Source organism: Streptomyces mayonensis, from assembly GCF_018982965.1.
GTDB classification, from domain to species: domain Bacteria; phylum Actinomycetota; class Actinomycetes; order Streptomycetales; family Streptomycetaceae; genus Streptomyces; species Streptomyces mayonensis.
Window position 1 is genome coordinate 1 of the sequence record NZ_JACBYP010000118.1, and the last position, 26,053, is coordinate 26,053.

14 protein-coding genes are annotated in these 26,053 nt (G+C 73.1%); 8 read left to right on the forward strand and 6 right to left on the reverse strand.

Annotated elements, in window-relative coordinates; genetic code table 11:
• Window positions 1–344: 344 nt before the first annotated feature.
• From HZS56_RS31070 to HZS56_RS31080, 3 genes are all read left to right on the forward strand, one after another.
• Complete coding sequence (locus HZS56_RS31070; protein WP_216724140.1) at window positions 345–12,215, forward strand: lonely Cys domain-containing protein; 11,871 nt, start codon at window positions 345–347, stop codon at window positions 12,213–12,215.
• A gap of 487 nt (window positions 12,216–12,702) precedes the next feature.
• Window positions 12,703–13,557 carry a type VII secretion system-associated protein gene (locus tag HZS56_RS39150; RefSeq protein WP_216724141.1) on the forward strand — a complete coding sequence of 285 codons (855 nt, stop codon included), beginning with the start codon at window positions 12,703–12,705 and terminating at the stop codon, window positions 13,555–13,557.
• Window positions 13,554–16,280 carry a hypothetical protein gene (locus HZS56_RS31080; protein WP_216724142.1) on the forward strand — a complete coding sequence of 909 codons (2,727 nt, stop codon included), beginning with the start codon at window positions 13,554–13,556 and terminating at the stop codon, window positions 16,278–16,280. The genes HZS56_RS39150 and HZS56_RS31080 overlap by 4 nt, the downstream gene beginning before the upstream one ends.
• Before the next feature lie 584 nt (window positions 16,281–16,864).
• Here HZS56_RS31080 and HZS56_RS31085 read toward each other — a convergent pair.
• The 6 genes from HZS56_RS31085 to HZS56_RS31110 form a co-directional block, all read right to left on the reverse strand.
• Window positions 16,865–17,725 (reverse strand): ACP S-malonyltransferase, encoded by an 861-nt coding sequence (locus HZS56_RS31085; protein WP_216724143.1) that lies wholly within the window; start codon window positions 17,723–17,725, stop codon window positions 16,865–16,867.
• Between the two features lie 112 nt (window positions 17,726–17,837).
• Window positions 17,838–18,944: a hypothetical protein gene (locus tag HZS56_RS31090; RefSeq protein ID WP_216724144.1), complete on the reverse strand. Its 1,107-nt coding sequence runs from the start codon at window positions 18,942–18,944 to the stop codon at window positions 17,838–17,840.
• A gap of 309 nt (window positions 18,945–19,253) precedes the next feature.
• A complete protein-coding gene (locus HZS56_RS31095; RefSeq protein ID WP_216724153.1) occupies window positions 19,254–19,499 on the reverse strand; it encodes a hypothetical protein in 246 nt (81 codons plus the stop codon).
• A 224-nt stretch (window positions 19,500–19,723) separates the two neighbouring features.
• Entirely contained in the window at window positions 19,724–20,254 is a 531-nt protein-coding gene (locus tag HZS56_RS31100) for a sigma-70 family RNA polymerase sigma factor (RefSeq protein WP_216724145.1), read from the reverse strand.
• Between the two features lie 210 nt (window positions 20,255–20,464).
• Complete coding sequence (locus HZS56_RS31105) at window positions 20,465–21,313, reverse strand: hypothetical protein (protein ID WP_216724146.1); 849 nt, start codon at window positions 21,311–21,313, stop codon at window positions 20,465–20,467.
• Window positions 21,314–21,363: 50 nt separating this feature from the next.
• A complete protein-coding gene (locus HZS56_RS31110) occupies window positions 21,364–22,173 on the reverse strand; it encodes a lytic transglycosylase domain-containing protein (protein WP_216724147.1) in 810 nt (269 codons plus the stop codon).
• A 280-nt stretch (window positions 22,174–22,453) separates the two neighbouring features.
• Here HZS56_RS31110 and HZS56_RS31115 point away from each other — a divergent pair, with 280 nt between their 5' ends.
• The 5 genes from HZS56_RS31115 to HZS56_RS31135 all read left to right on the forward strand — a co-directional run bounded on the left by HZS56_RS31115 (window position 22,454) and on the right by HZS56_RS31135 (window position 25,872).
• On the forward strand, window positions 22,454–23,041 hold the full coding sequence (locus HZS56_RS31115; protein WP_216724148.1) for a hypothetical protein: 588 nt from the start codon (window positions 22,454–22,456) through the stop codon (window positions 23,039–23,041).
• Window positions 23,038–23,331, forward strand: coding sequence for a hypothetical protein (locus tag HZS56_RS31120; RefSeq protein ID WP_216724149.1), 294 nt, complete (start codon window positions 23,038–23,040; stop codon window positions 23,329–23,331). The genes HZS56_RS31115 and HZS56_RS31120 overlap by 4 nt, the downstream gene beginning before the upstream one ends.
• A gap of 183 nt (window positions 23,332–23,514) precedes the next feature.
• Complete coding sequence (locus HZS56_RS31125) at window positions 23,515–23,817, forward strand: hypothetical protein (protein ID WP_216724151.1); 303 nt, start codon at window positions 23,515–23,517, stop codon at window positions 23,815–23,817.
• A complete protein-coding gene (locus HZS56_RS31130; protein WP_308408204.1) occupies window positions 23,814–24,632 on the forward strand; it encodes a DUF8175 domain-containg protein in 819 nt (272 codons plus the stop codon). The genes HZS56_RS31125 and HZS56_RS31130 overlap by 4 nt, the downstream gene beginning before the upstream one ends.
• Entirely contained in the window at window positions 24,616–25,872 is a 1,257-nt protein-coding gene (locus HZS56_RS31135) for a hypothetical protein (RefSeq protein WP_216724150.1), read from the forward strand. Before HZS56_RS31130 ends, HZS56_RS31135 begins: the two co-directional genes overlap by 17 nt.
• Window positions 25,873–26,053 lie beyond the last annotated feature (181 nt).

The window sequence follows — 26,053 nt, forward strand, 5'->3', positions numbered from 1 at the left end:
CGCCTGCGCCGCCGCGGCCGCCGGCCCCCCCGCCGCCGCCCGCGCCTGAGCCCGCGCCTGAGCCCGCGCCTGAGCCCGCGCCTGAGCCCGCGCCCGAGCCCGCGCCCGAGCCCGCGCCCGAGCCCGCGCCCGAGCCCGCGCCCGAGCCCGCGCCTGAGCCTAAGCCCGCGCCTGAGCCTGAGCCTGAGCCTGAGCCCGCGCCTGAGCCTAAGCCCGCGCCTGAGCCCGCGCCCGAGCCCGCGTACACCCCTGCACCGGAGCCAAAGCCGGAGCCAAAGCCGGAGCCGGGGCCGGAGCCGGGGCCGGGGATCGAGGCGGACGGGGCGACGTTCACGAAGCGTCCGGTGCCGGGTGACGGGGACTGTCTGCCCCGTGCGCTGCGGGACAGCCTCAAGGCGCAGCGGCCCCGTGCGTTCGGCGCCGCCTTCACCGTGCAGTGGATCCGCCAGCGCGCGGTGACGTGGTACAGGTCCCCAGCCGCCGCGAGCCTCCGTGAGCTGCACGCGGCGCCGGATCCCCTGGAGACGCTCGTCCTGGACGGGTTCCGCGACCTGGAGAGCCTGCTGACGCTGCTGGGCCGCTCGGGGCCCCCGGAGCTCACGGCCGAACAGCGGGACCGGATCAGTGAGCGGTTGACGGACTCCCGGCGCAGGGCCGAGCTGCTGGCCCTGTCCGCCGGGGGCGAGGACCGGACGTTGCTGGCCGACCTGCCGAGGGACGCCGTACGCGCCCTGCTGCCCGCCGAGCCCACCGTCCCGGAATCGGAGATCGAGGCCGAGCGGCAGCGGCTGACCGCACAGGCCCAGGTCCAGGGCCTGCGAGCCGAGGTGCTGCGACGTCTGCGCGCCCCCGGGGGCGATGCGGACGCCGACACGCTGTGGCAGCGGATCCTCGGCAGCCTGCCGTACGAAGTCCCGTACCGGCGGACCGCGTTCGTCGCGCTTCGCTACGACGAACTGGTCGAGCGGTCCCTCGCGTCCCCGGCGCTGTGGCGGACGCCGTTCTACGACGAGGCGCCCCTGCTGTTCGCCCGCTCGCTGGACCTGAGTCCCGTGCTCGTACAGCCGGTCGGCAGTGACGGGTACCTGACCCACCGTCTCGACCCCGGATCCACCGACCCCGCCGTCTACCTCTACTACAACGGCCGGGACCACTACGAGGCGCTCGCCCCGACCGGGACCGTCGCGCCCAGCCCGGCGTCGGCGCCCAGCCCGGCACCGGCGCCCCGAACGGCGCAGAAGCCCGTCGGTCCCGCCCCGGACCAGGCGGCCCGGGACCGGCTCGCGGACCTGGCCCGCCGGCACGGGGCGAGCGAGGACTACGTCCGTCGCCTGACGACCGGACTGTCGGCACAAGCCCTGGCCGCCATGCCGGGTGCCGTCCGGCGGCGCCCCGAGGAGATGCTGCGCTCCTCGCGCCCCCACGCGTCGCGCCCCGGTCCGGTGCCGACGGCCCCCGTCATGTCGGAGTCCGGCAGCTCGGACATGTCCATGGGCAGCTCCGAGGACGAGCAGCGACAGCTCGTTCCGGACTCCCAGCGGCGGGCCATGGAGCGGCTGTTCGCGGCGGTGGACCCGGCCGTGGAGTCCCAGGACGGGGCGCTGGAGGCGCTGCTGGAGCGGCTGGACCGGCTGCGCAGGCAGCATCCTGCGCTGCGCCGGGGCGGGTTCGACCTTGCGGAGCTGACTCGCGGGGTGCTGCACCTCGACCCGGGCGAGGCGCTCACGGACTACACGATCACGGAGTTGCTGCGGGTGGCGGCACAGCGCCCGCAGGCGCAGAGCCTTGCGGAGCTGTCGGCCTACCACCTGGCGACCTTCGGTGAGGGCCTGTTCGCCGACCGGTACCGTCTCCCGGCAGGCGCGCAGGGGCGTCCCAGCGGCTGGAACTGGCACCCGGAGGGCGTGCCCGCCGACGCCGACCTCAGCGTCGCCGCTCAGGTTGTCGAGCGCGCGGACGGGATGCTCGAGGAGACGCTGGTACCCGCCCCGTGGGGGCCCGCTTATCTCTACTCCGCGTCCAGTGGCGTGTCGTGGATCTCGCTGCCGGGCTTCGGCGGGCGTATGCGGCGGGTGCCGTTCGAGGTGTTCACCGAGGTGCCCGCGTTCGACCCGGACGCCGCCCGGGTCCCGGAGGGCACGGACCGCCTGCTGGCCATGTCCGCGGTCAGCTCCCGGGGGATCCACCTCGCGGACGGGCTGGTGGCCAGGTACGGCGTGAACGTGCTGTCCACCAGCGGCAGGCTGGGGTGGACGCGGCCGGACGGGGACTCTGACCGCTCCGTGCTCGCGATCACCGCGCGGGAACGGCAGGACCCGCTGGGCGGCTGGCTGCGGCGGGACCCGGAGACCGTACGCGCCGCCGCTGCCCGGGGCCTGGGCGACGCGGCCTACTGGAGCCGGAACCTGTCCTACTGGCCCATCATCGGCTCAGATCACCGCCTCATCGGCTACATCTCGATGGACTTCGCCGAGGAGGGCGACGGGGGCTGGAAGACCACCTCGTTCTACGCCCGGTTCACCGCCGGCCGACCGGCCGAGAAGTACGTCATCCGCTACGACGAGGGCGAGCGGGTGGAAGCCCGCCCGGTGCCCTGGGTCGTGCAGAATCTGCCGACTCCCGTCTTCGGGGTCGCCCACGGACTGGCGGGCTGCACCGCCTGGCACACCCCGCACGGGACGCTGACCACCTCCGGGCCTGAGTCCGGCCGCAGGGTCGCAGCGCTGGTGGCGCTGACCGGTCTGCCAGACAACCACCCCTTCGTGATGGACCACTGCTACGGCGAGATGCCCCGGCAGCCCGGCACCCTCGGGGAGGAGGGCGAGTCGGTTCACGACACGGATCCGCGAGGGGCCGATCCGCTGGTGGACCGGTCGGAGGCGGAGCATGTGGCGGACGCCCTCCGCAAGACGGTGTTCTCGCAACGCTACGAGTCCACCACCGCCTTCACTGCCATGGCCATACCGGGGATCGGTGCCGACGAAGGCGTGTTCGAGGTGGGCCTCGACCAGCGGTTCCAGGGGGTGGACCCGCAGAACGCGTGGGCCGTCGTCCGGCCGCGGCCCCAGTCCGAGGCGCTCGACGCGCTCGCGCGCGCCATGGGCCTTCACCAGAGACCGGGACTGGTGTCCGAGGAGGTGCGGGAGCGGACTCTGGGGCTCGTGCACGTGCTGCGCCGGGTCTTCCGGCCCTTGAAGGACAGGAGCGGAAACTACCGTGCCCTGGACGAGCACGCGCTGCTGCTGAGGGACCCCGGCGACCCTCGTGGACACCTGAGCCGCGTCCTGGTACGGGGCATCGGTGCGCTGGAGCTTATGCGGCAGCGGGACGCCCAACTGAACCGGCCCGGCGCTCCGCTGTTCACCACGGACCTGCTGGAGCTGTTGTGGGAGAAGCACAGGGTCCTCAGCGGGGAGTCCGGCCCCGCTGCGGAGCTGTCGTCGGCGGACCGGCAGCGCAGCTACGGGAAGCTGTTGGAGAACGCGGTCTCGGCATGGGCCGAGCAGCCGGCTCTCGGACTGACCCAGTGGATCGCGCTGCCAGAGGTGTCCCGGGCGCTGGAGACGCTGGGGAGCGCCGACGCCCCGCGGGTCCTGGCGCGGGAGGCGCTGGGGTTGCCCGAGGACGCGCCGGTAGCGGAGCTGGAGTGGTCGCACCTGCTGTGGGCGGAGGTCAAGGCGGCGCGGATCGTCGGCTGGGACGCCGACGACACGGCCAAGGGAGAGTTCGCCAGGACGGTGCTGCGTTTGGACCACCCCGCTCCCGAGCGGTTCCCCCAGGCGCACTCGGCAGCCGTCCGGGCGATCACCGCGGGGCGTGACCCGGGCGATCTCAGTGCGCTGGCCTCGCACGGCCTGGAGTCGGCGGGTGTGCTGACCTCGGGCGCGCTGGTGGCCGACTCCGACGAGGACGTGTGGGCCAGGGACTTCACCGGTCAGCTCACGGGCGGGGACTTCGACCACACCGTCATCACGCTCATGAAGCGAATGCCGGACGGCTCGATCGTGCCGGACCGGCATGTCACCGCGCCGTGGTACGACGAGGACGAGCCGGACAACCCGGTCCCGTTCGTCTACGTCGCTGAGGAGGGTTACGCGCCGGCCGGCGTGTTCGCCGATCTCGCCTACCGTGACCCCCGGCTGCGCGCGCTGGACGCACCGCCCGAGGGAATCCTGGCGATCGGCCGGGCCATGCCGCCGGGCGACGACCTGGTGGTGGACAGCCTTCCGGCGCAGGCAGCCCTCAATACGTCCAAGGACTGGTACGCCTGCACGCACCCGGTCGAGCTGTACCGCGACGCGCAGGGCGTCATCACCCTCGCCGTCCACCCCGAAGAGGGCAGCTTCACGGTCCCGGAAGAGACTTGGGGATACGTGCGCTACCGGGACGTTCGCGACGAGATCGCCGGTACCTCCTCCAACGCCGGCTCGCCCTCCGCTGACGCGTACCTCGACCCGGCGCCCCCACACGCGCACCGGCCCGGCCGGTCCGCCGTCACTGAACCGCCGAGCAGGGCGCTCCCGCCCGTAGGCCCGGACCCCACGGCTGTGGCGTCGTCGGCGAGAGCGGCTGTGGGGCCGGTGCCTCCTCGGCCGCTGAGCCGTGCCGAGCTGAACGAGCGCGCGCCGGCCGCCCCGGCCCCGGCGGTCTCCCGTGACCTCGTGCACCGTCGCTGGCTGGCCCGTCAGGTAACAGCCGCCGACGTGCCGCCGGGGCTGCCGACGCCAGGGACGGACGAGAGCGTCGGCCGGGACGACGTGGACGCGGCGGGCCTCAAGCTGTCCCAGAGGCACCAGTCGCAAACGGTGCTGCGCGGCGACGGGCGGCTGTTCCTCGACTCCTTCGAGCCGCACGAGCAGGCGCGGTTGCGGATGGTGCTCTCCGACTCCTGGCCGCAGGCGCTGGAGGAGACGGCGGCCAACGTGGCCCGCAGGCTGTGGGCTTCGGCGTACGAGGAATTCGCGGCCCCGCACAATGCCCCGGAGGCGGACGCCCGCGCGTGGTCCCGCGCCGTCTCCTTGGTGCTGCCGCAGGATTCGCCCGACGTGCGCGCGGACTCCCGCTGCGCCGGGCCCGAATTCCGGGACGCGGTCCGGCAGGTCGCCGAGCACATGCTGGACGAGGAGCGGCAAGGGCGCCCGGCGTCGGGCATCGAGCTGGCCGATTCGCTGCGTGCCGAGCTGGGGCTGCGGGAACGGCGGGTCAGGACCAGCGAGCTGGAGCCGGACGACGGCGGTACGTTTCCCGCCCCCGCCGGGAACGTCGTCCCGTCCGGTCCGGCTCCGGCAACGGCGAGTGCCGGGACGGTGGCGACGTCTGCCGGTCCGGTGCCCGTGGCGCCGATCACGTCGGACGGCGGGGCGCCGGCCGGAGGCGCGGCGGCGCCGCGGTCGCCGTCCGTCCGGTTCTCGGGAGCGCGCGGTTCCACCACCCGGTCGGAACTGGATCCCCCCTCGGTCGACCAGGCCCCGACCGCGGTCCCGGAGCCGGCGTCGCTGCCCGGCACGCCGACGTCGCCACCCTCGCCGCCCGGGGGCACGCCTGCGAGCACGCCCACGGGCACGCCCGTGCCGACCGGAGCTCCGTATGCGCCCTCGTTCGGTCGGCCGAGGACGGGGCTCGCGGCGCCCTCCGCGCCTGACCCGGCGACGGCCCCCGCGACCGCCCCCGCGTCCGCGGTGAGCGCCGGGAGGACGGCTGCGGGTCCGTGGGAGGGGAAGTGGGGCGACACAGCCCCCTCGGAAACGGACGCGCGGCAGGTGTACACGCGGCCGGCGGGTCCGACGCCACCGCAGGCGAGGCTGTCGGGGTCGTCCTTCGCCTCCCTGCCGGCGCCCTCCCATCCGGTGCCCCCGGCGGCCGGCTCGCCGATGGAGGTGTCCGCGCCGGAAGGCGAACTCACTCAGGAGGAACTGGAGGAGCACGACGAGGACATCCTCGCGGAGGCGTTCGGCGAACCCGGGGACTTCCCGGACGGAGCGCGGCAGGCGCTCAGGCTGCTGGACCGGCTGCGGGACGAGGACCCGGAGCTGGCCGGCCCGGCGCTGCTCGACGCGGAGGCAGTGGCCCGCCAGGTGCTGATGCTGGAGCCCGACGAGGAAGTGATGGCGGAGGAGCTCGCCAGTCTGGTTGAGCTCGCGGCGGAGCGGCCGCAGGCGGGCAGTCTGGCGGAGCTGTCCGCCTTCCACCTGACCCGGAAAGGCGCGTTCGGCCCCGAGTTCCGCTACACCGACGCCGACGGAAACGACCTCGGCTGGGACTGGTCCGAGAGCCTGCCGGCAGAACTCGATCCGAGCAGCGCGGCAGTGCAGACGTACGCGAGGACGAGCGGCCCGGCCCCCGGGGAAACCGTCGGCACCGGCGCCTGGTGGAGGCAGGACAGGGCCGAGGGCGCCGCCCCGTACATACTCGGCGCGGAGAGCGGACCGTCGTGGGTCAGGATCCTGGGGCGGCGCGTGCCGTTCGCGGTCCTGATCGAGCTGATGGCACTCAATCCGGACAAGCGACGCCTCGGAGCGGACTCCCACGTCCTGCTGTACATGTCGAACGTCATTGCGTGGGGTCTCGAGCTTCAGGACGGGCTCGTGGCCCGGTACGACTGGACCGTCTGGGCCACCGACAGCACGGTGAAGTGCCTCGTACCCGCCGGTGACGGCCGGGGCCGGCCGGTGATCGCGCTGAGCTTCCAGGAGGGTTACGGACCCGTCGGAGGCTGGCTGGTGAGGTCGCCGGGCACCGTGGGCAGCGCCTCCGCCGCGACGGGACAGCAGGGTGGAGTGGCGGTCAAGTGGGGCCGCAAGATGATCGCCCGGCCGGTGATCGGTCCGGACCACCGCCTGGCGGCCTTCCTCGCCGTGGACCTCGACACGGACGGGGACAAGGGCTACAAGCGCACCTATCGCGCGGCCCGGATACTCCGTACCCGGCGGTGGGTGACCGACCACATCGACTCGGCTCCATGGGACCTGCAGCAGGTGCCCTGGTTGTCCATGGGCCTCCCGCTTCCCATTCCTTTGCTTTTCCACTCCGAAGCGAGCGGGGTCATCTGGCCCGTGGACACCGGGGTGTTCTCCCAGAGGGACCGGACGGAGAACCTCCGCAGGATCGCGTTCCTGGTGGAGCAGTTCGGCCTCCCCCCGAAGCATCCGCTCCTGATCGTGGGTTGCCTCTTCGGGACCTCAGGGAGCGCCACCGGGCATCGCATACAGAGCCCGCCGCTCTACGACGGAGTGCCGGTCGGCGTCAATCCGCTGGACGACGTGTCCCAGGCCGAATTCGTGGCGGACGGAATGGACCGCTGGGTGTTCGCGTCTCCCCAACCAATCAGCATGGCCGAAATAGGCGCCCTGCCGCAGGAGCTGGCGGCCATGCCCGACGAGCCGATCTTCGTGCTGAGCACGGACCAGCGCGTTCGGCGGACGCGCTGGACCATCGGCCGTCCCCCGCCGAAGGGGAGGGTCCTCGACGAACTCGCCCACCGGGCCCATCTCCCCGTCGGTCGGCCGGACACGCGGGAGCGGACGCTGCGCCTGTGGAGGGCCATGGTGCGCGCATTCGGCCCGCTCGCGGACAGGGAGGGGCAGTTCTGGGCGATGTGGAGCGGTATCGGCGCGCTGGAGCGGATGCGAGAGGCCGACGGAGCGCTGAACCGCCCGGGTGCCCGCCGGTTCACCATGGAACTGTTCGACTACCTGGCGTCGGAGCGGCCCCATTCCGGACCCCTGCAGCTTCCGCAGGGCGTCACCGGTCAGCATCTGAGCGGAGCGGCCCTCACCCGGCGCGGTCGGCTGCTCCTGCAGGCGGCAGCCGTATGGGACGCGAAGCGAGATGTTCCGCTGTCCGACTGGCTGCCGACGGAGCCCGTCACCCGGGCCCTGGAGTGGCTGGAGAGCCTGCCCGACGCCGCGGCGGGCATTCGGAGCATACTGGGGCTCGACGCCACCACCCCGGTCGGGGAGCACGAGGCGTCCCGGGTGATCTGGGCTGATGTCAGGACCGACCTCGCAGCCAGGTGGCAGCTGATACCCGACCCGGTGCGCTTCCCCGCCGATGTGGTGATCAGGGCAGCGGCGGCCGGCCGGAACGTGACGAGCGCCGGAGAGCTCGGGTCCCACGTTCTGGAGCAGGCCGGAGCTCTGTCGTCGGCCACGGTGTTGCGGGACGGTGAGGGCAAAAGCTGGGGAAGGCACTTCTCCGGCGGGGCACGGCAGCCGGGGAACTTCAATCACCGCGTCATCACGCTGCTGCAGCCAGGGGACGACGGTTCGCCCGTCGCCGTCGGCACGGAACAGGCTCCGTGGTACGCGAACGAGTCGACGCTGAAGCCCTTCGTCTACGACGGCGACCCCTCCTTCGCGTCGCCCGGAGAGTTCGGCGACCTGGCCTACCGCGATCCGGAGCTGCGGACCCGCGACTTGTACACGCCGGCGATCGCCGCCTTCCCGCACGTCATGCCGCCCGGCCCCGCCGTCGCCGGGAGCCTGCCGGGCGAACTGGCCGACAACACGAACAAGGTGTGGTGGGCCTCCACGGCAGCGGCCCGGCTGTTCTACGACGAGAACCAGCGCGAGTACACCGTCGCAGTGCTCCTGGCGCCGGGAGCCCCGAGAACCGCCCGGGACACATGGCGCGGGATCCTTCCCGACATGGGTGTCCTACCGCCTCACGGGGCATCGACGACGCACTCCGCCCCGCCGAGCGCATCGGCGTATGCGTCACCGCCTGCGCCCACTCCGCCGGCGAGCACGCGTATTTCGGTCAACTCGCAGCCGGACGCGCCACAGGTGTACGCGCGGCCGGTGACGGAGGCGGAGGACCGGCCCGGCGCCTCCCGGGCGCAGGCTCCGCGCGGACCCGGCCAGGCGCTCACGGGCGTGCTCACCCGCGAGCGCCTGGAGGACCTGGTGGACCAGGTCGCCGATCAGGGGCCGTCGGGCGAGCCGCGGCTGGGCGCGTGCGCGGCGCTGGTGCGAGGGCTGGCCGGCGCGGTGTTCCCGTCCTCCGAGGTCGGGGCGCTCGAGGGCGGGGCGCGGGCGGCGGTCGCGCTGGACGATCTGGCGGTGGGCCGGACACCGACCGAGCACGCGCTGGCCGCGGGCCCCGGCTGGGCGTCGGTGCAGGCGTGGGCGCAGGTGGAGCGCGGGCTCAAGAAGTCCGGGCCGGGATCGCTGGCGCTGGTGCTGGGGCGGCGGCAGGACGGCCGGCGGGACGGCACGGGGGTGCGAACGAGCAGGCCGGGGCACGCGTGGGCGGCCTACCTCCTCGCGGACCGCTCGGTGGTGTGGGTGGACCTGCTCCAGGCGCGGGGCAGCCGACTGTCCTCGACGCCGAAGAGCCTGAGCGGGGCGCAGTTGCTGCGCGAACAGGGCCGCGGGCGCTCGCCGTTGGAGCTGCCGCCGTTGGAGGGGCGTGCGGTGATCGTCGCCCCGTCGGGCCGGGTGCAGCCGGACGCACTGCCGCCGTTCGCACAGTCCTCCGACACCGGGAGTTCGGTGGTGGACGCTGCCACGGACCGGAGCTACGCCGGGGAAGGGGTGGAGGACGAGGACACCCGGGAAGTCATCTTCGAGCGTAGGAGCGGCGATCCGGAGGATCTTGCGCCTCAGGTGCTGGCCGTGGGACCGGGACTGAAAGCCGTGGTCGACAAGGGGCGGTTCTACCGGGATCCCGGTACCGGGAATCTGCGGCGCACACCACCGGAGGTTCCGCCTGGGGAGAAGCTGCCGGACGCCGAGATGGCCTACATCGTCGAGTTCGTCGTCGACAGGATGAAGGTGCTGGACGGGGAGCAGGGACAGACCCTCGATGAGGGACTGTCCGCGCTGGAGCGTGCCAAGTCGGAACTGCGCCTCGTCGATGTGCTGGGGAAGGCGCTGCCGCTCGGCGACCTGCTGCGCCAGGACGAGGGCTGGGAGCTCACCGACCTGGGGGAGCGGGCCAAGATCCAGCCGAGGCTGCCGGACGCCGGTGACGGCACCCATGTGCAGGTCACTGCCGGAGTGAGCACACTCGGCCTGCGGGCCGTTCAGCTCCAGGCCGTGCGCCGGCTGAACGAGCCGCCTCTGGAAGAGGTCGTCCGCAAGGGCATCGAATTCGGTCGCGTCCTCGCCCGTCAGTACGTGCTCGGGCTCATCGACGAGGACGACCGCGCGTCCCGCGTGGACGGGCTCATGCCGTTCCTCGCCGCGGTTCCGGACGTCGAGGAGATGTGGGGCTACTCCTCGCTGTTGTTCAACGAAATGGCGGCCGAGCCGAGCGCGGTGCTGGCGGGCAATGTGCTCACCAAGCACTTCCTCGCAGCCGCCTCACGGCACTCCTTCGAGCGTGTGCGCAGGGCGCTCAGGCCCAGCACCCGGCAGTTCCTCCAAGACCACGTCGACCGGATCAACGAGGTGGCCGCCGGGCACCTGATGGAGCTGGTGGAGCAGCTGCGGCAGAACCTGAAGGACTTCGGGAAGGCCCCCGTCAACCTCTTCGACATCACTCCCCGCTATGCGGATCCGAGCGTGAAACCGGCGAATCCGCGCGAGAAGATGAACGCGGGGCTGACCGGACGGATGTCCTCGGGGAAGCGGCTGCACAGGCGCGACGGCGCCGGCATGGTGGAGTTCGGCGCCCTCGACACGGACTCCGGCCGGCTGCAGGTCCCCCTCATCCTGGTGGAGCTGCGGCAATACGGCTTCCATAGGCTCACGACGCCGGAGGAGCTGCGCCGGCTGGCGGAGGAACTGGCGGACCTTCTCCGGCAGGACTACGAACGGGCGAAGACCCACCGTCTCCCGCTGTCCGAGGACGAGCTGCGGGAGTCCGTGTCACGGATTCTCGACAGCGAGGCGGTGCGGAAACTCGCCCCCTTCCTGTGGTTGGTGCTCGAAGGGCTGCCGCTTGCCGACGGCGAGCGGCACGTGCTGCTGGACACGTGGACCGCCTCGGACATCGCCTCGGCCGTCGGGGCCTGGACCCTGGGCACCCCGCTGCCCGAGAAGCTTCAGCAACGGCTGCACGGCGCGGTGCAGGACGCGGAGTCCCGGCTGCGGAACCTTTCCCGGCGGGACAAGGCGCAGATCGTGCCGCTCGTCGACGACGCGTGGGCCGCCCTGGAGGAGCTGGCGGATCCGGAGGGGCTGCCGGAGCCGGTGCGCCGGGACACGGCCGTCGAGGCCGCGGACGGGGAGCTGGTGCCGCTCGACCAGATCGCTGTCGCCCCGCACCGGGGCGTGGGGGGCGAGCCGGTGGCGGTGTCGTCGGGCTCCGCCGGGGACCGGGCCGGGTGGCAGCAGTTCTTCAGCCGGCTGCCCTTCTCGATGCCGCGGAAGCCGGAGAGCGAGGGTGGCGACAAGGGCGTGCCGGCGGTGACGGGCGAGCGGGCGGCGCCGTTCGCGAAGGCGTTCGGGCTGGGGTTCAAGGCGGAGGCCGGGCTCGTGCAACTGACGCTGAAGTCAGGTGCGGTCAAGCAGTTCAGCTACCCGGCGCTGATCGACGTGCTGCACGCCCTTGCGCCGGATCTGCGGGCCCGGACGACGAACACGGTCGCAGCGGTGATGGGCGTCGACCTGGTGGCTCCGGCTTCGGCGGATCCGGCGGCGAGGGATCGGCTGGAGCACCCGGTGGCCGGCCAGTACGTGGCCACACAGTGGGACCGGTGGGCGTTCGGGACCGCGAGCGGGCAGGAGCCGAGGGTCGTGGACCTCGGCCCCGGGCAGAACCCGTCGGTGCGCTTCGAGCTGGCCGAGGGCGACAGGTGGGTGGCTTTCCGCCCGGATCCGGGGCAGCCGGAACTGCACGCGCTCTCAAAGCGGATCACTGGGGGCCAGGCGGCGCCGGAGCGGGTGCTGCGCTGGGTACGGGCGATCCGACTGATCTACGGCCCGAGGCTGGAGACCGACCGGGCGGCGTTCGACGGCCTGTTGCGGGGATTCCGGGAACTGGACCAGCTCCGGGCGTCCCGCGGCGACCGAGCGCCGCTGACGTGGCGCGCCCTGGTCCGGCTGGCCTCGACCCACGCCGGGAGCGGCCGGCCGGTGCCGCCGCTCGCGCAGGGGCTGCCGGCGATGATGCTTTCACTTGGCGTGGACCTGCGGTCGTACGACCTCACCCCGGCCCAGGCGCCCTTGCGTGCGGAGCAAGGGGCAGCCCAGGGACCCACCAGCCGCGGTGGGGATGCCGGCCCCGGACCCCTCTCGTTGCCCGTTCGCACCGCCTCGCCCCCCCACTAGCCGATGCCGGCACTGGGCACTTCCGGGTCCGGCAAGCTGCCCGTCAGGCCGGTCACCGCGCCGGTGGGTGCCGCGCCGTTGCCGGCGCTGCCGAAATCGATGCCGATTCCGGTCGCCGCAGCGGGAGCGGTGCACGCGCAGCGTGCGGAAGACGTGAGGAAGCTGGCGGCCCGGGTCGCCAGGACCGGCCTGCGCAACCGGGGGCTGCGAGTCTCGCTCCCGGCCGTCACCTTCGCCGGCTACGGCGCGAACGAGCACCGCAAACGCGGCCTGTCCGGAGGCGAAACCACCGATGACGGGCCGAGTCCCTTCAGGTGGCGTCGGAAACGGGGACCGGAGAGCCGGACGAGCGGGTGGGAGCTGAAACCGCGGAGGCCTTGAACACTTCGGCGCATAAATCCGTGGCATGGACGCAGGGCCGTCGCGGCGGTGCCGACGACCGCTCCCGATCAGGACGACACCGTACGAACCAGTGAGTGAGGACAGGATGAGTGAGCCCAGCGGCGAGGACCGTACCGCCGACGAGACGATCGGGACGGACGAGACCGCGGCCGGCGGGGAGGAGACCTCGGGTGCGGCCACCGTGGACCCTGTCCCGCCGCAGGAGTTCGTCGAGGCGGCCCGCCTCGCGCCGAACCACTGGCTGTACCTGATCGACCCGGCCTGGTCCGGCGACGCACCGCCGCCGGAGTGGGCCGTGGTCGGGCAGTGGCGCTCGGACTTCGACGGAGAGATCGTCGAGTGGCAGGACAACGAGGACTACCGGCCCTCGCCGGCCGCGATGGGCTGGCCGGAGCCCGCCGACGAAGTGGACGCCGCCATCCAGCTCGCCACCACCGGCTACGGCCCGGCCGAGGACGTCACCGCCGCGCTGGCCCGGGCCGAAGTGGCCGTGCTCGTCACGGCGGACGGTGAGCCGGTGCGCGCTTCGGCGCCCGACGGCACCCCCGTTGTCCCGGTCTACACCTCGCCGCAGTATCTGCACCTCGCCGGGCGGCTCGGCTTCGAGCAGGTGAAGCCGCGGGAGTTCCTGGACCGGATCCCCGAGGGGTACAGCCTGTGCCTCAACAGCTCGGCCCCGGTCAGCATGATGCTGCACACCGACGGCCTGGCGGAGGCCATGGACCGGGCCGAGTCGGCGGCCGAGCCGGAAGCCGGTTCCGAGCCGCGTGTCCCGTCTGTGGACGCCTGGCCGCCGACGACGAGCACCGAGGATATCGGCTCGGCGGCGGTGGCTCCGGAGCCGGCCGATGAGGAGGAGGGCACGGTCGAGGCCACCGGGACCGTCGAAGCCGCCGAGGACGCGGAGAAGTCCGTACCGGGCCCGGAAGGGACGCCGTGAGCCGCGCCGACGACGGCGGCCGGTCGCGATGGTTCGGCAGGCGTGGCGGCCGGTCGCGATGGTTCGGCGGGCGCGGCGGCCGGGACGCGGAGGCGGCCGCCGAGCACGGGGACCTCGACGGCGGTGGAGGGGAGCCGCTGCTGGTCGAGGAGTACGACGGCATACGGCTGCTGCGTACGCCTTCCGACGACACCCTCGGCACCTCCGACATCGCGGAACTCGCCCGGGCCCTGGCCGCCGACGCGGACACGGCCACTGTGCTGACCGGAGCCGACGCACCGCAGGCACCCGACCTGTGGCCCCGGCTCGGCGGCATCCTCGACGAACTGCGCGACGACGGCATCCGCACGGTCCGGCTCGTCATGCCCGCCGCAGGTGACGACCGGCTGGAGGCGCCCGCGCTGGCCCGCCTGGTCGCCGACGCCTGGCAACTGGAGGTCGTCGCGCCCGACGGGCTCGCCCTCGTGGTGCCCGGCGGCGGGCTGTTCGTACCGGCCCGGAGTCCGCGCGCGGGCGGTGACGGGGACCTGGACGGCAACCTCGGCAAGGGGCTCGTCGCCGAAGAGGGAAGCTGGTGGCGATTTCGGCCCGGCAGCGCCGAGCCGGCCCGGATCGGCCCCCGCCAGCCGGCCCCCGACTGGCAGCCGGCCGTCGAACTGCTGCCCGCGCGGGTGGGGGGCGGCACTGCGATCGGGCAGATCCCCGCCGGGGTGCTGGCCTACTCCGGGGACGTGAGCCCGCCGGGCCTGGGCGACCTGTGCTACGCCGTACCGGCCGATCCCCACGTCCTCACAGTGCTGCTGGGTGTCCCCGGAGGCGGGGAGGCCGTGGCCGACGACCTCGTGCAGCTCCTCTCCGCCCTGCCGGAGCCGGCCCGCAGACTGGTTCGGCTCGCCCCGGGCGGCCACCGCGACGTGCTGCCCACCGCACAGGCGGTGTCCGACGCGCTGGGCACCGAGGTCACGGCGTGCACCGGAATGCCGTTGCTGACCAACGGCACGGCGGCGCGGTCCGGCGTGCACGCGATGGTGCTCGGAGCCGACGGCTCGCCCCGGTGGTCGGCGTTCGTGGACGAGGTGCGGTGCCGTCCCGCCGGGACGCCACAACTCCTGCGCTGGAACCCTCCCGTCACCGTCGAGGGCGACCATGGCCGCGTGCAGCCCGACCGGGGTGTCATCCACCTGTCCGAGAACTGGCAGGTCGCGGTGACCCGCGCCGGCCTGTGGGTGACCGAAACGGAGGGGCAGCGCCCGCCGGTCGCCGACCGGCCCGCCGACCCGGGCGGCCCGGTCATCGAGGTGGGACGCTCCGGACAGGTCCTCGATGAGTCGCTGGCCTCCGTGCTCGACACGCTCCTGAGCGGGCTCGGCGCCGACGTCCGGGGGAAGGCACGGCTGCGCGTGTACGGCGAGAGCACGGACGGCGGCCGTGCCCTGCGCCGTCTCACCGCCGAACACGCCTTGCGCGCCATACGCTTCGACACCGCGGTCGCCGGTTCGCAGCCGTCCCCGCCCATCGGCCGCGAGACGGCGCCCCTGCCGGAATCGGAGGAGGCCCCGAGCGACACTCCGGGAAAGATCCTCACGGACACCGACCTGGCCCCTGCTCCCGCCACGGACCCGGACCCGGACCCGGACCCGGACGAGGCTCCGTACAAGGCACCGGAACCCGCACCCCCACTCCCGGCCAGGCCTCAGCCGACCGAGGGTGCCTATGCCGACCCCGAATCCGCAGCGGAGTCGGCCCCCGGACCCGAATCCGCGGCGGAGCCGGACCTCGACCTCGAACCCGTGGCGGATCCGGACCCCGCATTCGAGCTCGCCGAAAGCACCCCGGCACCGCCCCAGCCCCCCGAACCGCCTACCACCTCTTCCTCGGCCGGAAGGCGGCGACCCGCCGTCGTCGTGGCGTCGTCCGGGCCCCTGCCCGCCGTCCCGTTCCTTCCTGGGCATGTGAGTTCGGCCACGCAGCGCTCCGCGTTCCGGAGACTGGCGGAGGAGAGCTGGGAGCGGCACAGCGCCGCCGTCACGCGCGCGCTCACCAGGATGCCTGCGCTGCGCGGCCCCGAACTGGAAGAGGCACGGGACGATCTGATCGCGCTCCACGCCTATCTGCACACCACCGAAGGCCCACTGAGTCACGCCGAGTTGGCGCGGAGCCTGCGCGCGGGCGAGGAACGGGTGCTGCCCTACGCCGCGTGTGTGGCCTCCGCGCTGCGCCGGCTCCCGTCGTACCGGGGCCCCGCCTTTCGTGGGGCCGACGGCGCGGACGAGGGCCTGGTTCCGGGGAACCTGGTGCGCGACGCGGGGCCCGTCGGTGGGCTGCCGCTGTGGCCGGGCGGGCCGAGGCCGGTCGGTCCGCAGTACGTGATCTGGTCCGCGACCGGGCGCCGGGTGCGCGAGCTGGCGGGAGGACCGGGGCCCTCCTCGAAACGGGACAAGATCATCTTCGCGCCGGGCACGCTGCTGCGGGTGCTCGACGTACGCGAGGAGGAGGCCAACGGCGCTCCGCTGGTGCTGCTGCGCGAGGCGGCCACGGCGCTCGAGGCCAGGACAGCCGGAGCCGTACCGCAAAGTACCGAGCTCGACGACCACGACCGCACGGTGCTCGGCAACCTCGACCAAACCCTGCGCGGGCACTCCCTGCAGCAAGAACACGTCCCATGGCCGCCGCTGTGCGAGGGGCTGCTCGGAAGGGAGGCGGCCGGCCGCGGCGAGGCCTGACGCCTGGCCTCTGGAGCACGGCGATGCCGCGTGGGATCCCGGGTGTCTCGGCCGTCTCCGCCTCGCACGGGTCCGCGAAAGAGCGCAGCACAAGGATCCCCCCCCGCCGGCGCCGGAGCGAGGACGTCCTCGTCGGGCCGGATCGGGCACACCGCGGAGGGGAACCCCATCCGGGAAGAAGGGGGAGAAGAAGAGCCGCTCGACGGGGGAACCTGGAACGCTGTGCAGGAACGTCTCGATCACCGGGCCCTAGCGGCCCGTCCGGAGCCCGCGGCACGACACCGGTGCCTGGGATCGGGCATCTCCCCCCTGCGCCCGCTGCGCAGCCGGTGAGCGAGAAGTCCGGCCGTTACGGGTGCACGAGCACCCCGGGCCGCTTCACCCGATGCTGCAACCACGGTGACGGCTCCGTGCACTGGCCAGAGGGGTTCCGGTCCGACGTGCAGCCGGTTGCCCGGCCTGCTTCGCTGGTCCGGTGGCGTGCGGGGCGGGCAGGGGGCGTGGTGGGCGGTACGGCGTGGCGCGCGCGTCGGCGGGGGCGTACGGCCCGTGGCCGGGCGGACGGATGCCGGACGTCATGTCGTTCATGGGTGTACGCGTTCCTCCGCCGGCCCGGCCGCGATCCCCGCGAGGAGAGCGGTGAGCGCGGTGCCGTTGGCCTCGTCGAAGCGGGTGACGCCGGCGGCGCGCAGGGCGTGGACCGTACGGACCCACTCCACGGGGCGGGAGAGCTGCCGGCCGAGGAGCTGCACGGCCTGGTCCGGGGCGAACTCCCGGCCGGTGGTGCTGGACATCACCGGTGTGTGCCCGGCGCCGAACGCGTACGCGCGCAGTACCGGCGTGAAGGCCCGCTCGGCCGGGGCCATGAGGGGCGTGTGGAACGGGCCGGCCGCGGGTACCGGCAGCACCCGGACCTCCGGGCCCCGCAATGCCTCGACCGCGAACGCCAGTTGGCGCCGGTCCCCGGCCACCGTCACCTGGCGGTCGCTGTTGCGGTGGGCGACGTGCACCAGGTCGAGCCCGGCGGCGTGCAGGGTCGCCTCGACCCGCGCCGAGTCCAGGCCGACCACGGCGACCATCGCCCCGCCGGTGACGCCCGCCATCAGCCGGGCCCGGCGCGCGACCAGGGCGAGCGCGTCCGTCAGGCCGAGGACTCCGGAGGCCACCAGCGCGTTGTACTCGCCCAGGCCGTGCCCGGCGAAGTAGTCGTAGGACCGTCCCTGACTCCGTAGGTCCAGCCAGGACAACGCGTTGACGAGGAAGACGGCGGGCTGCGCGTAGCGGGTGTCGGCCAGCCGGTCGCCGGGGTTGTCGCGGCACAGCCGTGCCACCGGGTAACCGAGCACCTCGCAGGAGGCCTCCGTCTCCTGCGGATGTCGCTCGAAGAGCTCCGCTCCCATGCCTCTGCGCTGTACGCCCTGGCCGGGGAAGATCAGGCAGTGCACGGGTGGACGCTCCTGGGTCGGACGGTCGGACGGTCGGACGGTCGGACGGTCGGGCGAGGCCTCAGGGGCCCCGGCCGGCGGATCCGGTACCACCGGCCCGCCGGCCGGCCGTTCAGTACGACGTCCGCGTCGGTGCCGGCGTGGCCGAGGGCGTCCTCCACCGCCTCGGCCGCGGTGCCGAGGCCCAGGCCGGGACCGGGGCCTGGTGCCGAGTCGGAAGGATACGGGGGAGGCCGGCCGCCTCGTCGAGGAGGAGCCGTGCGGCCTGCTGCTCCCGCAGGCGCAGTTGGGTGAGGCAGCGGCGGATCCGGTCCACCGGCAGGTCGGGCAGTCCGGCCTGGAAGGCGGTGACCCGGTCGGACAGGACGGTGGTCAGCTGTGCGACGCGTGCGTAGGCGGCGCGTACCGCTCCGCCGTGTGCGGTGTGGGCCAGGAACCGGCAGAACAGGGCGCGTGAACCGGCCAGGAGCGCCATGCTGTTGACGCCGGGCGCCCGGTGCGTGGCGGTGGCCGACGCGCGCTCCACGGCAAGGTTGTCGCCGATGACGTCGTAGAGCTCGAAGCCGTCGTCGAAGCCCGCCAGGAAGGCGCGGTAGGCGGCCTCGAAGCCGTCCAGGTCGGGGCCGGCGACCTGCCGGACGGTGGCGCAGTCGGTGAACCAGCGTTCGGGCTCCCGGGCGTAGCCCTGACGGAGTACGTCCCGTGACACGGTCAGTGTGCGGTACTCGTGGTCGTCGGTGGTGTCGTCGACCAGCAGGAGGTCGGTGTCGCTCGCGCCGCAGACGAGGTACGAATGCGGCAGCCCGTACTCCTCGGGAGCCGTGCCGGCCCGCCGCATGAACTCCAGCCAGTGGGGGAAGTGGTGCCGGGGCGCGCAGAAGAGCACCGGCTGTCCGGCGGCGAGGAGTTCGGCCAGTCCCCACTCGAAGAGAGGCAGGTCGACCGTGCCGGCCGAGTACACCTCGAAGCCGAGCAGACGCAGGTCGTCGTGGTCCCCGTACGGGGTCTCGAAGGTCCAGCGGTCCCCGTCGTGCAGGTGGCAGTGGCGGTGGACGGCCGACGTGGAGCCCAGCGCCCGGTACATCAGCAGGTCGGACCAGCGGGTGCGGCCGCCGACGTAGGCCAGGAGCTGTGACTTCCGGCAGGGCAGGTGGTTGTTGGGGTCCCGGGTGCGGATCAGGTCCAGATCCGGTAACGCGATGATTCGTTCGGGGGACAACGAAAGACCTCCGTTCGGCCGGGCCAGGTATCGCTCAGCGTGCCGGTGAGTGAATGCGGCGGTGAAAAGGTCGCATATTCAACTGCTCGCCGGTGAAGGGGGCGTTGCATGAAAGTCACACCTTTCCGTGTTGTTGAATTTCGTTGCAACTCGGAACGGTGCGCCGACTTCACGGAAAAGCGTCTGCCTCCACGGCCGCGGGGGCGTGGAGGCAGACGCAGCGGGCGCGTTCGGGTCCCACCTGGTCAGCCGATCGCCGGGGGCGGCCGACGGGGAACCGTGGCGGCCGGGGCCGGGGCCGGTGGCGGACTAGCGGACCCAGACCTGCCAGCCGCCGCCGACCGAACGGCACTCGAACTCCGTGTACGGGTGCGAGTGCTCGCCCTTTCCTTCATCGATGTAGGCCTGTCCTTCCGCCATGCACAGCTCGTGCGTGCCGAAGCCGCCGGCCAGGTGCCAGTCGGCTGCGGAGGCCGTGCCTGCGGTGAGCGGGATCGCGACCAGCGCGGCGCTGACAGCGGCACCGGCGGCGATACGGGAGCGCCATGACTTCATGCGTGTCTCCTTACGGACGAGCCGGACCGGACGGAGCCGGTCGATCGGCTCTTTGTGCGACTTACGGGAAGTAGGACGGCTGTTGTGGGCCGGGGGTTCAGAAGATCTCGGAGTGAAAAGAAATCTCCGTGTCCCGGGGTCTTCGCGGGGAGCGCGGAAACCATCCCTTTTTCGCCGAGCGGTGAGCACGTCATATTCTCGTCATGATCACATCTCATGGCGCGTTACTTCAGGACCGTCTTGAGCGTGCGCAGCGCGTAGTAGACGCGGGACTTCACGGTGCCCTGGGGGATGCCCAGCGCGGTGGCCGCCTGCTGGGTGGTGCGGTCGGCGAAGAAGGTGGCCTGAAGAGCCTCGCGATGGGCGGGGGTCAGGGCCTGCAGGGCCTGCCGCAGCACGATGGACGACAGCATGCGGTCGATGTCGTCCGTCTCGCAGCCCAGTTCCGTGAGCGGTATCGGGCTGTTGACCTCGGGGGGACGGGCCGCGCGGGAGCGGTGTGTGTCGATCACGAGGTTGCGGGCGACGCGGAACATCCACGGGCGTACGGCCATGTTCTCGTCGTCGACCAGGTTCTGCTTGGTCCAGCAGCGCAGCAGTGTCTCCTGGACGATGTCCTCCGCGCGGTGCGTGTCCCCGCCCAACAGCCGCAGTACGTAGGTGTAGAGCGCCGGGCCGTGCTCCACATAGAGGTCACGCAGGGCGCGTTCTTCGGGGGAGACCGCGCCGGCTGATCCGATGACCGCCACGTTCATGTTGTGCTCCTGCTCCTTGGGCTCACCGGCCCCCCCTCCTGGCGGAGGCGGGGCCGGAACCTTGGGGCAACGGAGTGTGGCCGGGAGGGTTCCACATTCGATTGACGGGCGGTGGACACCCCCGTACATCGGCCCGGCGGCCGGGCCGCCGACCGGGGGGCCCGGGCAGGCGGGCGGGGGCCGCCTCGTGGGCCGGTCCCGCGCGCCCGTTCACGCGTAGGCCGTCAGGTCTTCCAGCTGTCCGCGTACCCGGTCGGCCAGGGCTACGTGGGCCGCGGACAGCATGTCCTTGCCGCGGAGGCTGTCCCACATGTGCAGCAGTTCGCCGCCGTGGACGACGGCGGCCCGGTCGTCGGTCAGCCACTGCCAGGCGGCAGCGGCCCGCGCCACGGCCTCGGCGGCCCCTGGATCGCCGGCCCGGCACATGATCCGGGCGACCGACAGGGCGAGCACGGTGGCCTCGCGGTGGGCGCCGCGCAGCTGCGCGAGGTGCGCCTCCACCGTCCGTGCCTCCAGGGCGTCCGGATGCTCGACGCCCAGGGAGTCCGTCAGGCTCTCGCGGAGCGCGGCCGCGTCCGTGAACGCGTCGTCGAGCTGCCCCGCGTCCACCAGCGCCTTGATGCCCGCGAAGTGTCCGGCCGTCAGGGGCGGCGACTGGTCGAGGGCCGGTGACTCGGCGACGGACGTCGGGGGATCGGTGGTCGTGGCCTGTGCCTGTGCCTGTGCCCGTGCCTGTGCCTGTGCCCGTGCGCGGGCGACCGCGGCGGCCACGGCCGACAGGGGAGCGGCAGCGGGCTCCTGCGGCGGGCCCGAGGCCGGGGCAGGAGTGGGAGTACCGAGCATCCGGCTGGCGCCGTCGGGGGAGACCCGCAGGACGAAACGGGCGGCGCCGGGGACATCGTGCACCGTCGCCTCGACCGGGCCGCCGCGGTCCTCCGCGTACTGCTGGAGGCGGTCCAGCACGGCCTCGTGCACGGAGGGGACCGGACCGTCGGTCAGGGGTTCGCCGTCGACGGTGGCGAGCCCTTCGGCGGAGATGCGTACGGTGAAACGGGACATGACGGTTGTCCTCCTCATACGGACTCCCATATGGACGCCTGCACGGACGCTCATGCGGGCTGGTCGGCGGAGCCCGCAGCGGCGGGCGACGAGGCGGGGGACTCCTGGGGGGCTTCGGGAGTCGGTACGTCGATCCCCTGGAACGTGCTGAACTGGGCGCGGACGGCCAGGACATAACTCTGGGCCTCGTTCGTGGCCGGCAGCCCGCCGGCCTCCCGGACGGCGTCCATCCCGACCTCGTAGGCGGCCAGGGTGAGGTCCAGGACGGTGCCGGTGGCCTCGTCCGCGTCGAGCATCTCCTGGGCCTCGTCGGCCAGATCGCAGAGGTAGCGGCCCTGGGCCATGATGGAGTCCTCCGCGTCCAGGGCGGAAACCTCGTCGTTGCCGTCGTCGTCCTCGCCGTAGCGTTCGAAGACGTCGGGCGGCAACTGGGAGAGGCCCGCTTCGCCCTTCTCGCCGACCAGGGAGGCCTCGAAGCCGGACTCCCACTCGATCTGGGCGGCGACGACGACCGGGCCGATGACGTCGCACAGTCCGCCGGCCTCCTCGATGGGGTCCACCAGGTCCTCGGGGACCGTGGAGGGGTCCAGATCCCCTTTTCCGTCGCCCTGCACGATGCCGTACTCCTGCCCGGCCTCCGCCTCGTAGGACGAAGCATCCCCACCACCTGCCACGAACGGCATGATGATCGCGATGAGCACCCTCAGGATCACGCCGAATCCGCCGAAGACGACCACGACGGCGGCGATCCCGGGCAGGACGGGGAGCAACAACAGGCAGCCGCAGCCGGCGCCGGCGCCGGCTGCTTTGGCGGCGGTCGACGTGCCGCCCTCTCGTCCGTCTCCGGTGCCCGCGCCCATGGTCGCCGCCTTCTGGTTCTCGTTCGCCTGCTGTCTGGCCCTGTGCTGGTTCCGTCACCGTGCGTCCGTCTCCGGCTTCGAACCCACTTGATTTGAACCGTGGTGACCGGACGGCCCGTTGTGGCGTCCGACGGGCTCGACGGAACGTAACGGGGCCCGGCATCGATGGGTTCAAATTGGTGGAAAACGAATGATCCAGAGCAGTCGATCCACGAGGAAAGACGGTGACGGGGCACGCACGGACGTTCCCGCGGCGCCCTCCCCGGGCCCGCAGGCATGGGTGAGGGGGCCGAAGCCCGCAGGGCGGACGGCGTCCCCCGCCCCGTCGGCGCTCCCGGGCGACCGGAAGCCCGCGCGCCGCCGGACCCCACCGCCTGCCGCCGGGGCACCGTGGGACGAGCCGAAGCGGCGCGCACCGACGCGACGCAGGTCGCGGGACGAGGTCGGCTGGGTCAAGGCACACGGCGGCGCCGGCGCGACCTCGCTGGCCGACTCCCTCGGCGGGGTGGACGTGGGCTCCCGCTGGCCCGACCCGGCCCGGGGCGACCCGCGCCGGGTGGTGCTGGTCGGCCGCACCAGCGCGCACGGACTGCGGTCCGTGTCGCGGGCGTTGGGGGCCCTCGACCGCGATGAGGCGCCACGAGGACTCGTGCTGTTGGCCGTGGTCCTCGTCGCCGATGCCCCCGGACGGCTCCCGCTCGGCCTGCTGCGCCGCATCAGGGTGATCCGCTCGGTCGTCCACGTGCACCGGGTGCCGTGGATCCCGGCCTGGCGGCTGGGCGCCGACCCCAAGTACCTGCCACGGCAACTCGACGCGCTCGCCGACCTGGTCGGCCCGGGTCACGGCGGGGGAGGGGCTCTGTCATGACGATCGGTCTCGCCGTCCCGGCACACCGCGCCGGGGAGCCGTTGCTGGCGGCCTACACCCCGACGTCCGACGCCGGATACATCCTCGGCGTCCTCGCCTGGTGCGTCTCGGCGGCAGGGGTCGCCGGACTGCTCATCGTGGGCATGCAGATGGCGCTCCAGCTGCGCCGCGGGGAGATGGGCGAGGGGGCCACGTACTTCCGTGGTGTCTTCTTCGTCGCTCTGGCGTGCGGGATCGCCACGACGGTCGGTCCGCTCCTCACGTTCCTGGGCGATCTGTCCCTCAAGTGAGGACGCAGGGCTTCCGCCGACGGCAGGGCGGAAGCCTCCCCACGCGGTACGTGCCCCGCGCGCCCCGGCGTCAGGAGGCGGCCTCGCGGATGCCGTCGGTCCTTCCAGCCACCCCCCCCCTCAGCACCAGCCATGTCTCTTTCGCTCACCGCTCCCGCGTTACCCGACTTCCCGGAGATCTCCATGTCCCTACTCGCCATGTTCCTCGCAGCGCCCGCCCCCGGCGCCGGCGTGCCGACGCCGGAAAAGGGTGCCCCGGCTCCGTTGTCCGACATGGTCAACACCGTTCTTGGCCTGGTCGCCTGGGCCGGCACCGCCGCCGGAGTCGCCGGAGTGCTGATCACCGGCACGATGATGACCGTCTCCATGAAGCGGGGCGAGAGTTCGGAGCACATGAGCCGCCTCGGGATGGTCCTCGGCGGGTGCATCCTGGTGGCCACCGCGGGGCCGGTGGTCGGCTTTGTCTTCGGGGACGGGGGCCAGTGATCCGGCGGCCGTGCGAGATGTTCCTCCGCAGGGCCCGCGGGGAGCCGTGGGCCGAGGAGCAGAGGCCGTACTGGAAGCAGCGGGGCTGGCAGCTGTCGGCCGGCTTCCTCGGCCTCGTGGTGCTCGTGAGCGGTGTCGTGGCGCTGACCTCGGACCGGGAGGCCACCGGCGTCCGCGCGAGCCCCGCGGCCGGTGCCGGGCCGCTGTCCGGGCACCCGACGACGAGGAGCGGCCGCCCGACCGGGTGCCGTACGGACGACAGTGCCGGGGACGAACTGCCCACGGCCGCGCCCAAGGACGTCGAGTGGCGTGCGCTCGACGTGGCGGAGGTGCCCGTGTCGGCCTCCGCCGGGCCCCTGCGCACGGACGGCCCGCTGTGGTGGTGCTTCGCGCACACACCCGTCGGCGCCGTGCTCGCCGCCCACATCATTCCCTCCCAGATGAGCGGACCCCACTGGCGGGCCGTCACCGAGGCGCAGGTCGTGGCGGGGCGGGGGCGCGACATGTTCGTCTTCCAGCGTTCCGCCGGGGGCGGCTCCGACACCGACACGGCGAGCCGTCGCCGGACCGGGCGTTCGGCCGTCGCCTCCTACGCCGGCTTCTCCGTGCTCTCGTACTCGCGCGAGGAGGCGTCGGTCGAACTGCTCCTCAAGGGCGAGCAGAGCTATGCGGCCACCACCGTCGCGCTGCGCTGGAGCGGCGGGGACTGGAAGGTCGTCCCCCTCACCAGCGGCGCGCTGCACTCACCGGTGGAGACCGTGCAGGGGACCGGCGGCCGGCTCATGTGGGGAGGGCGGCATGAAGTGCGGCGGTAGCGGCAGTCCCGTCATCGACTTCGCCGTGGCGTTCTTCTCGTTCCTGGGCGATCCCATCGGAACGATCCTCAACGGAATCGCCGACGCCGTGCTGGCCGCGGCGATCATGGTGTTCGGGTCACTGGTCACCGACCTTCCCACGCTGCCGAGCGCCGACACGTCCAAGGAGATCAACGCCGAGACGCAGTGGCTCGTCGTCTATCTGGCGGTCGGTTCCCTCCTCTTCGCCGCCGCCCGCATGGCCATCGAACGGCGCAGCGACGCCGGGCAGACGGCGCTGAAGGGGATCCTGCGCGTCGTCCTGGTCTCCGGCGCCGGCAGCAGTGTCGTCATGGCCGCCGCCGCGCTGTCGGACAACTACTCCAACTACCTCTTCAAGGGCGCCGCGCAGGAGACGCTCAGGAACGTGGGCGGCTGCTCCGACGGCGGGTCCCTCGAAGGCTTCCTCCTGCTGATACTCGCCTTCCTCCTGCTGATCTCGGGGATCATCCACACGATCCTGCTGTACGTACGGCTCGGGGTCATGATCCTGCTGCTCGGCACGCTGCCGCTGGCCGCCGCCGCCTCCATGACGGACTGGGGCGGCGGCTGGTGGCGCAAGCACATCGGCTGGATGATCGCCTGGTTGCTGTACAAACCCGCGGCGGGCCTCGTCATGTACGCGGGCGCCGTGATGATGAGCTCCGGCAACGGCGACTTCGCCGAGGGCACGGGATCCGGCGATCTCAGCGCCAACGAACGCATCGCCGGAATCGCCGTGATGCTGCTGTCCGCCGTCGCGCTGCCCGCGCTGCTGAAGCTCGTGGTGCCGGCGACCGCCGCCCTCGGCGGGGCCTCCGCCGCGTCGGGCGCGATGTCCGCGGCGGGCGGCGCCGTGGCGTCGGGCGCCCGGTCCCTCGGGTCCCGCGCCCTCGGCGGCGGGAGCGGCGGTGCGGCCGGGCAGAGCGGCCCGCGCGGCGCGTCGGGCACGTCGGGCGCCTCCGGCGGGGGCGGTTCACCGGGCTCGGGCGGCAAGGCCGGACCGACCGGAGCGAGCCGGCCCGGCACCTCCACCCCCGGCAGCTCCAGCCCCGGAGCGGGCGGCTCGGGGGCGGCGGCCGGAGCGGGCCGGGCGGCCGCGGCGGCGGGAGGACCGGCCGGTGCCGCGGTCGGCGCGGCGGTCACCGCGGCGCAGGTCGCCGGCCGGACCGTCGCCCACTCCCTGGACGGTGCCGACGGAGACCGGGGGCACAACCGATGACCTGGCCGTAGGAGCCACCGCGCCCGGTCGCCGGGCACCGCCACGGCCGGTGCTCCCCGCCCAGGCCCCTTGAACGGCCGCCGGATTCCCGGACTTGCCTTCCCCCGTCACCGGGAGTCCGGCGGTCTCCTCCCGTTCGCTCCCACCACCGCTCACTTCCCCCTCGTCCGCCGCACGCCCC

Bases quoted from the DNA above. Each gene is read 5' to 3' on its own strand.
- HZS56_RS39150 (WP_216724141.1), top strand. From the start codon at position 12,703: ATGAGTGAGCCCAGCGGCGAGGACCGTACCGCCGACGAGACGATCGGG.
- HZS56_RS31095 (WP_216724153.1), bottom strand. From the start codon at position 19,499: ATGAAGTCATGGCGCTCCCGTATCGCCGCCGGTGCCGCTGTCAGCGCC.
- HZS56_RS31100 (WP_216724145.1), bottom strand. From the start codon at position 20,254: ATGAACGTGGCGGTCATCGGATCAGCCGGCGCGGTCTCCCCCGAAGAA.
- HZS56_RS31105 (WP_216724146.1), bottom strand. From the start codon at position 21,313: ATGTCCCGTTTCACCGTACGCATCTCCGCCGAAGGGCTCGCCACCGTC.
- HZS56_RS31110 (WP_216724147.1), bottom strand. From the start codon at position 22,173: ATGGGCGCGGGCACCGGAGACGGACGAGAGGGCGGCACGTCGACCGCC.
- HZS56_RS31120 (WP_216724149.1), top strand. From the start codon at position 23,038: ATGACGATCGGTCTCGCCGTCCCGGCACACCGCGCCGGGGAGCCGTTG.
- HZS56_RS31125 (WP_216724151.1), top strand. From the start codon at position 23,515: ATGTCCCTACTCGCCATGTTCCTCGCAGCGCCCGCCCCCGGCGCCGGC.
- HZS56_RS31135 (WP_216724150.1), top strand. From the start codon at position 24,616: ATGAAGTGCGGCGGTAGCGGCAGTCCCGTCATCGACTTCGCCGTGGCG.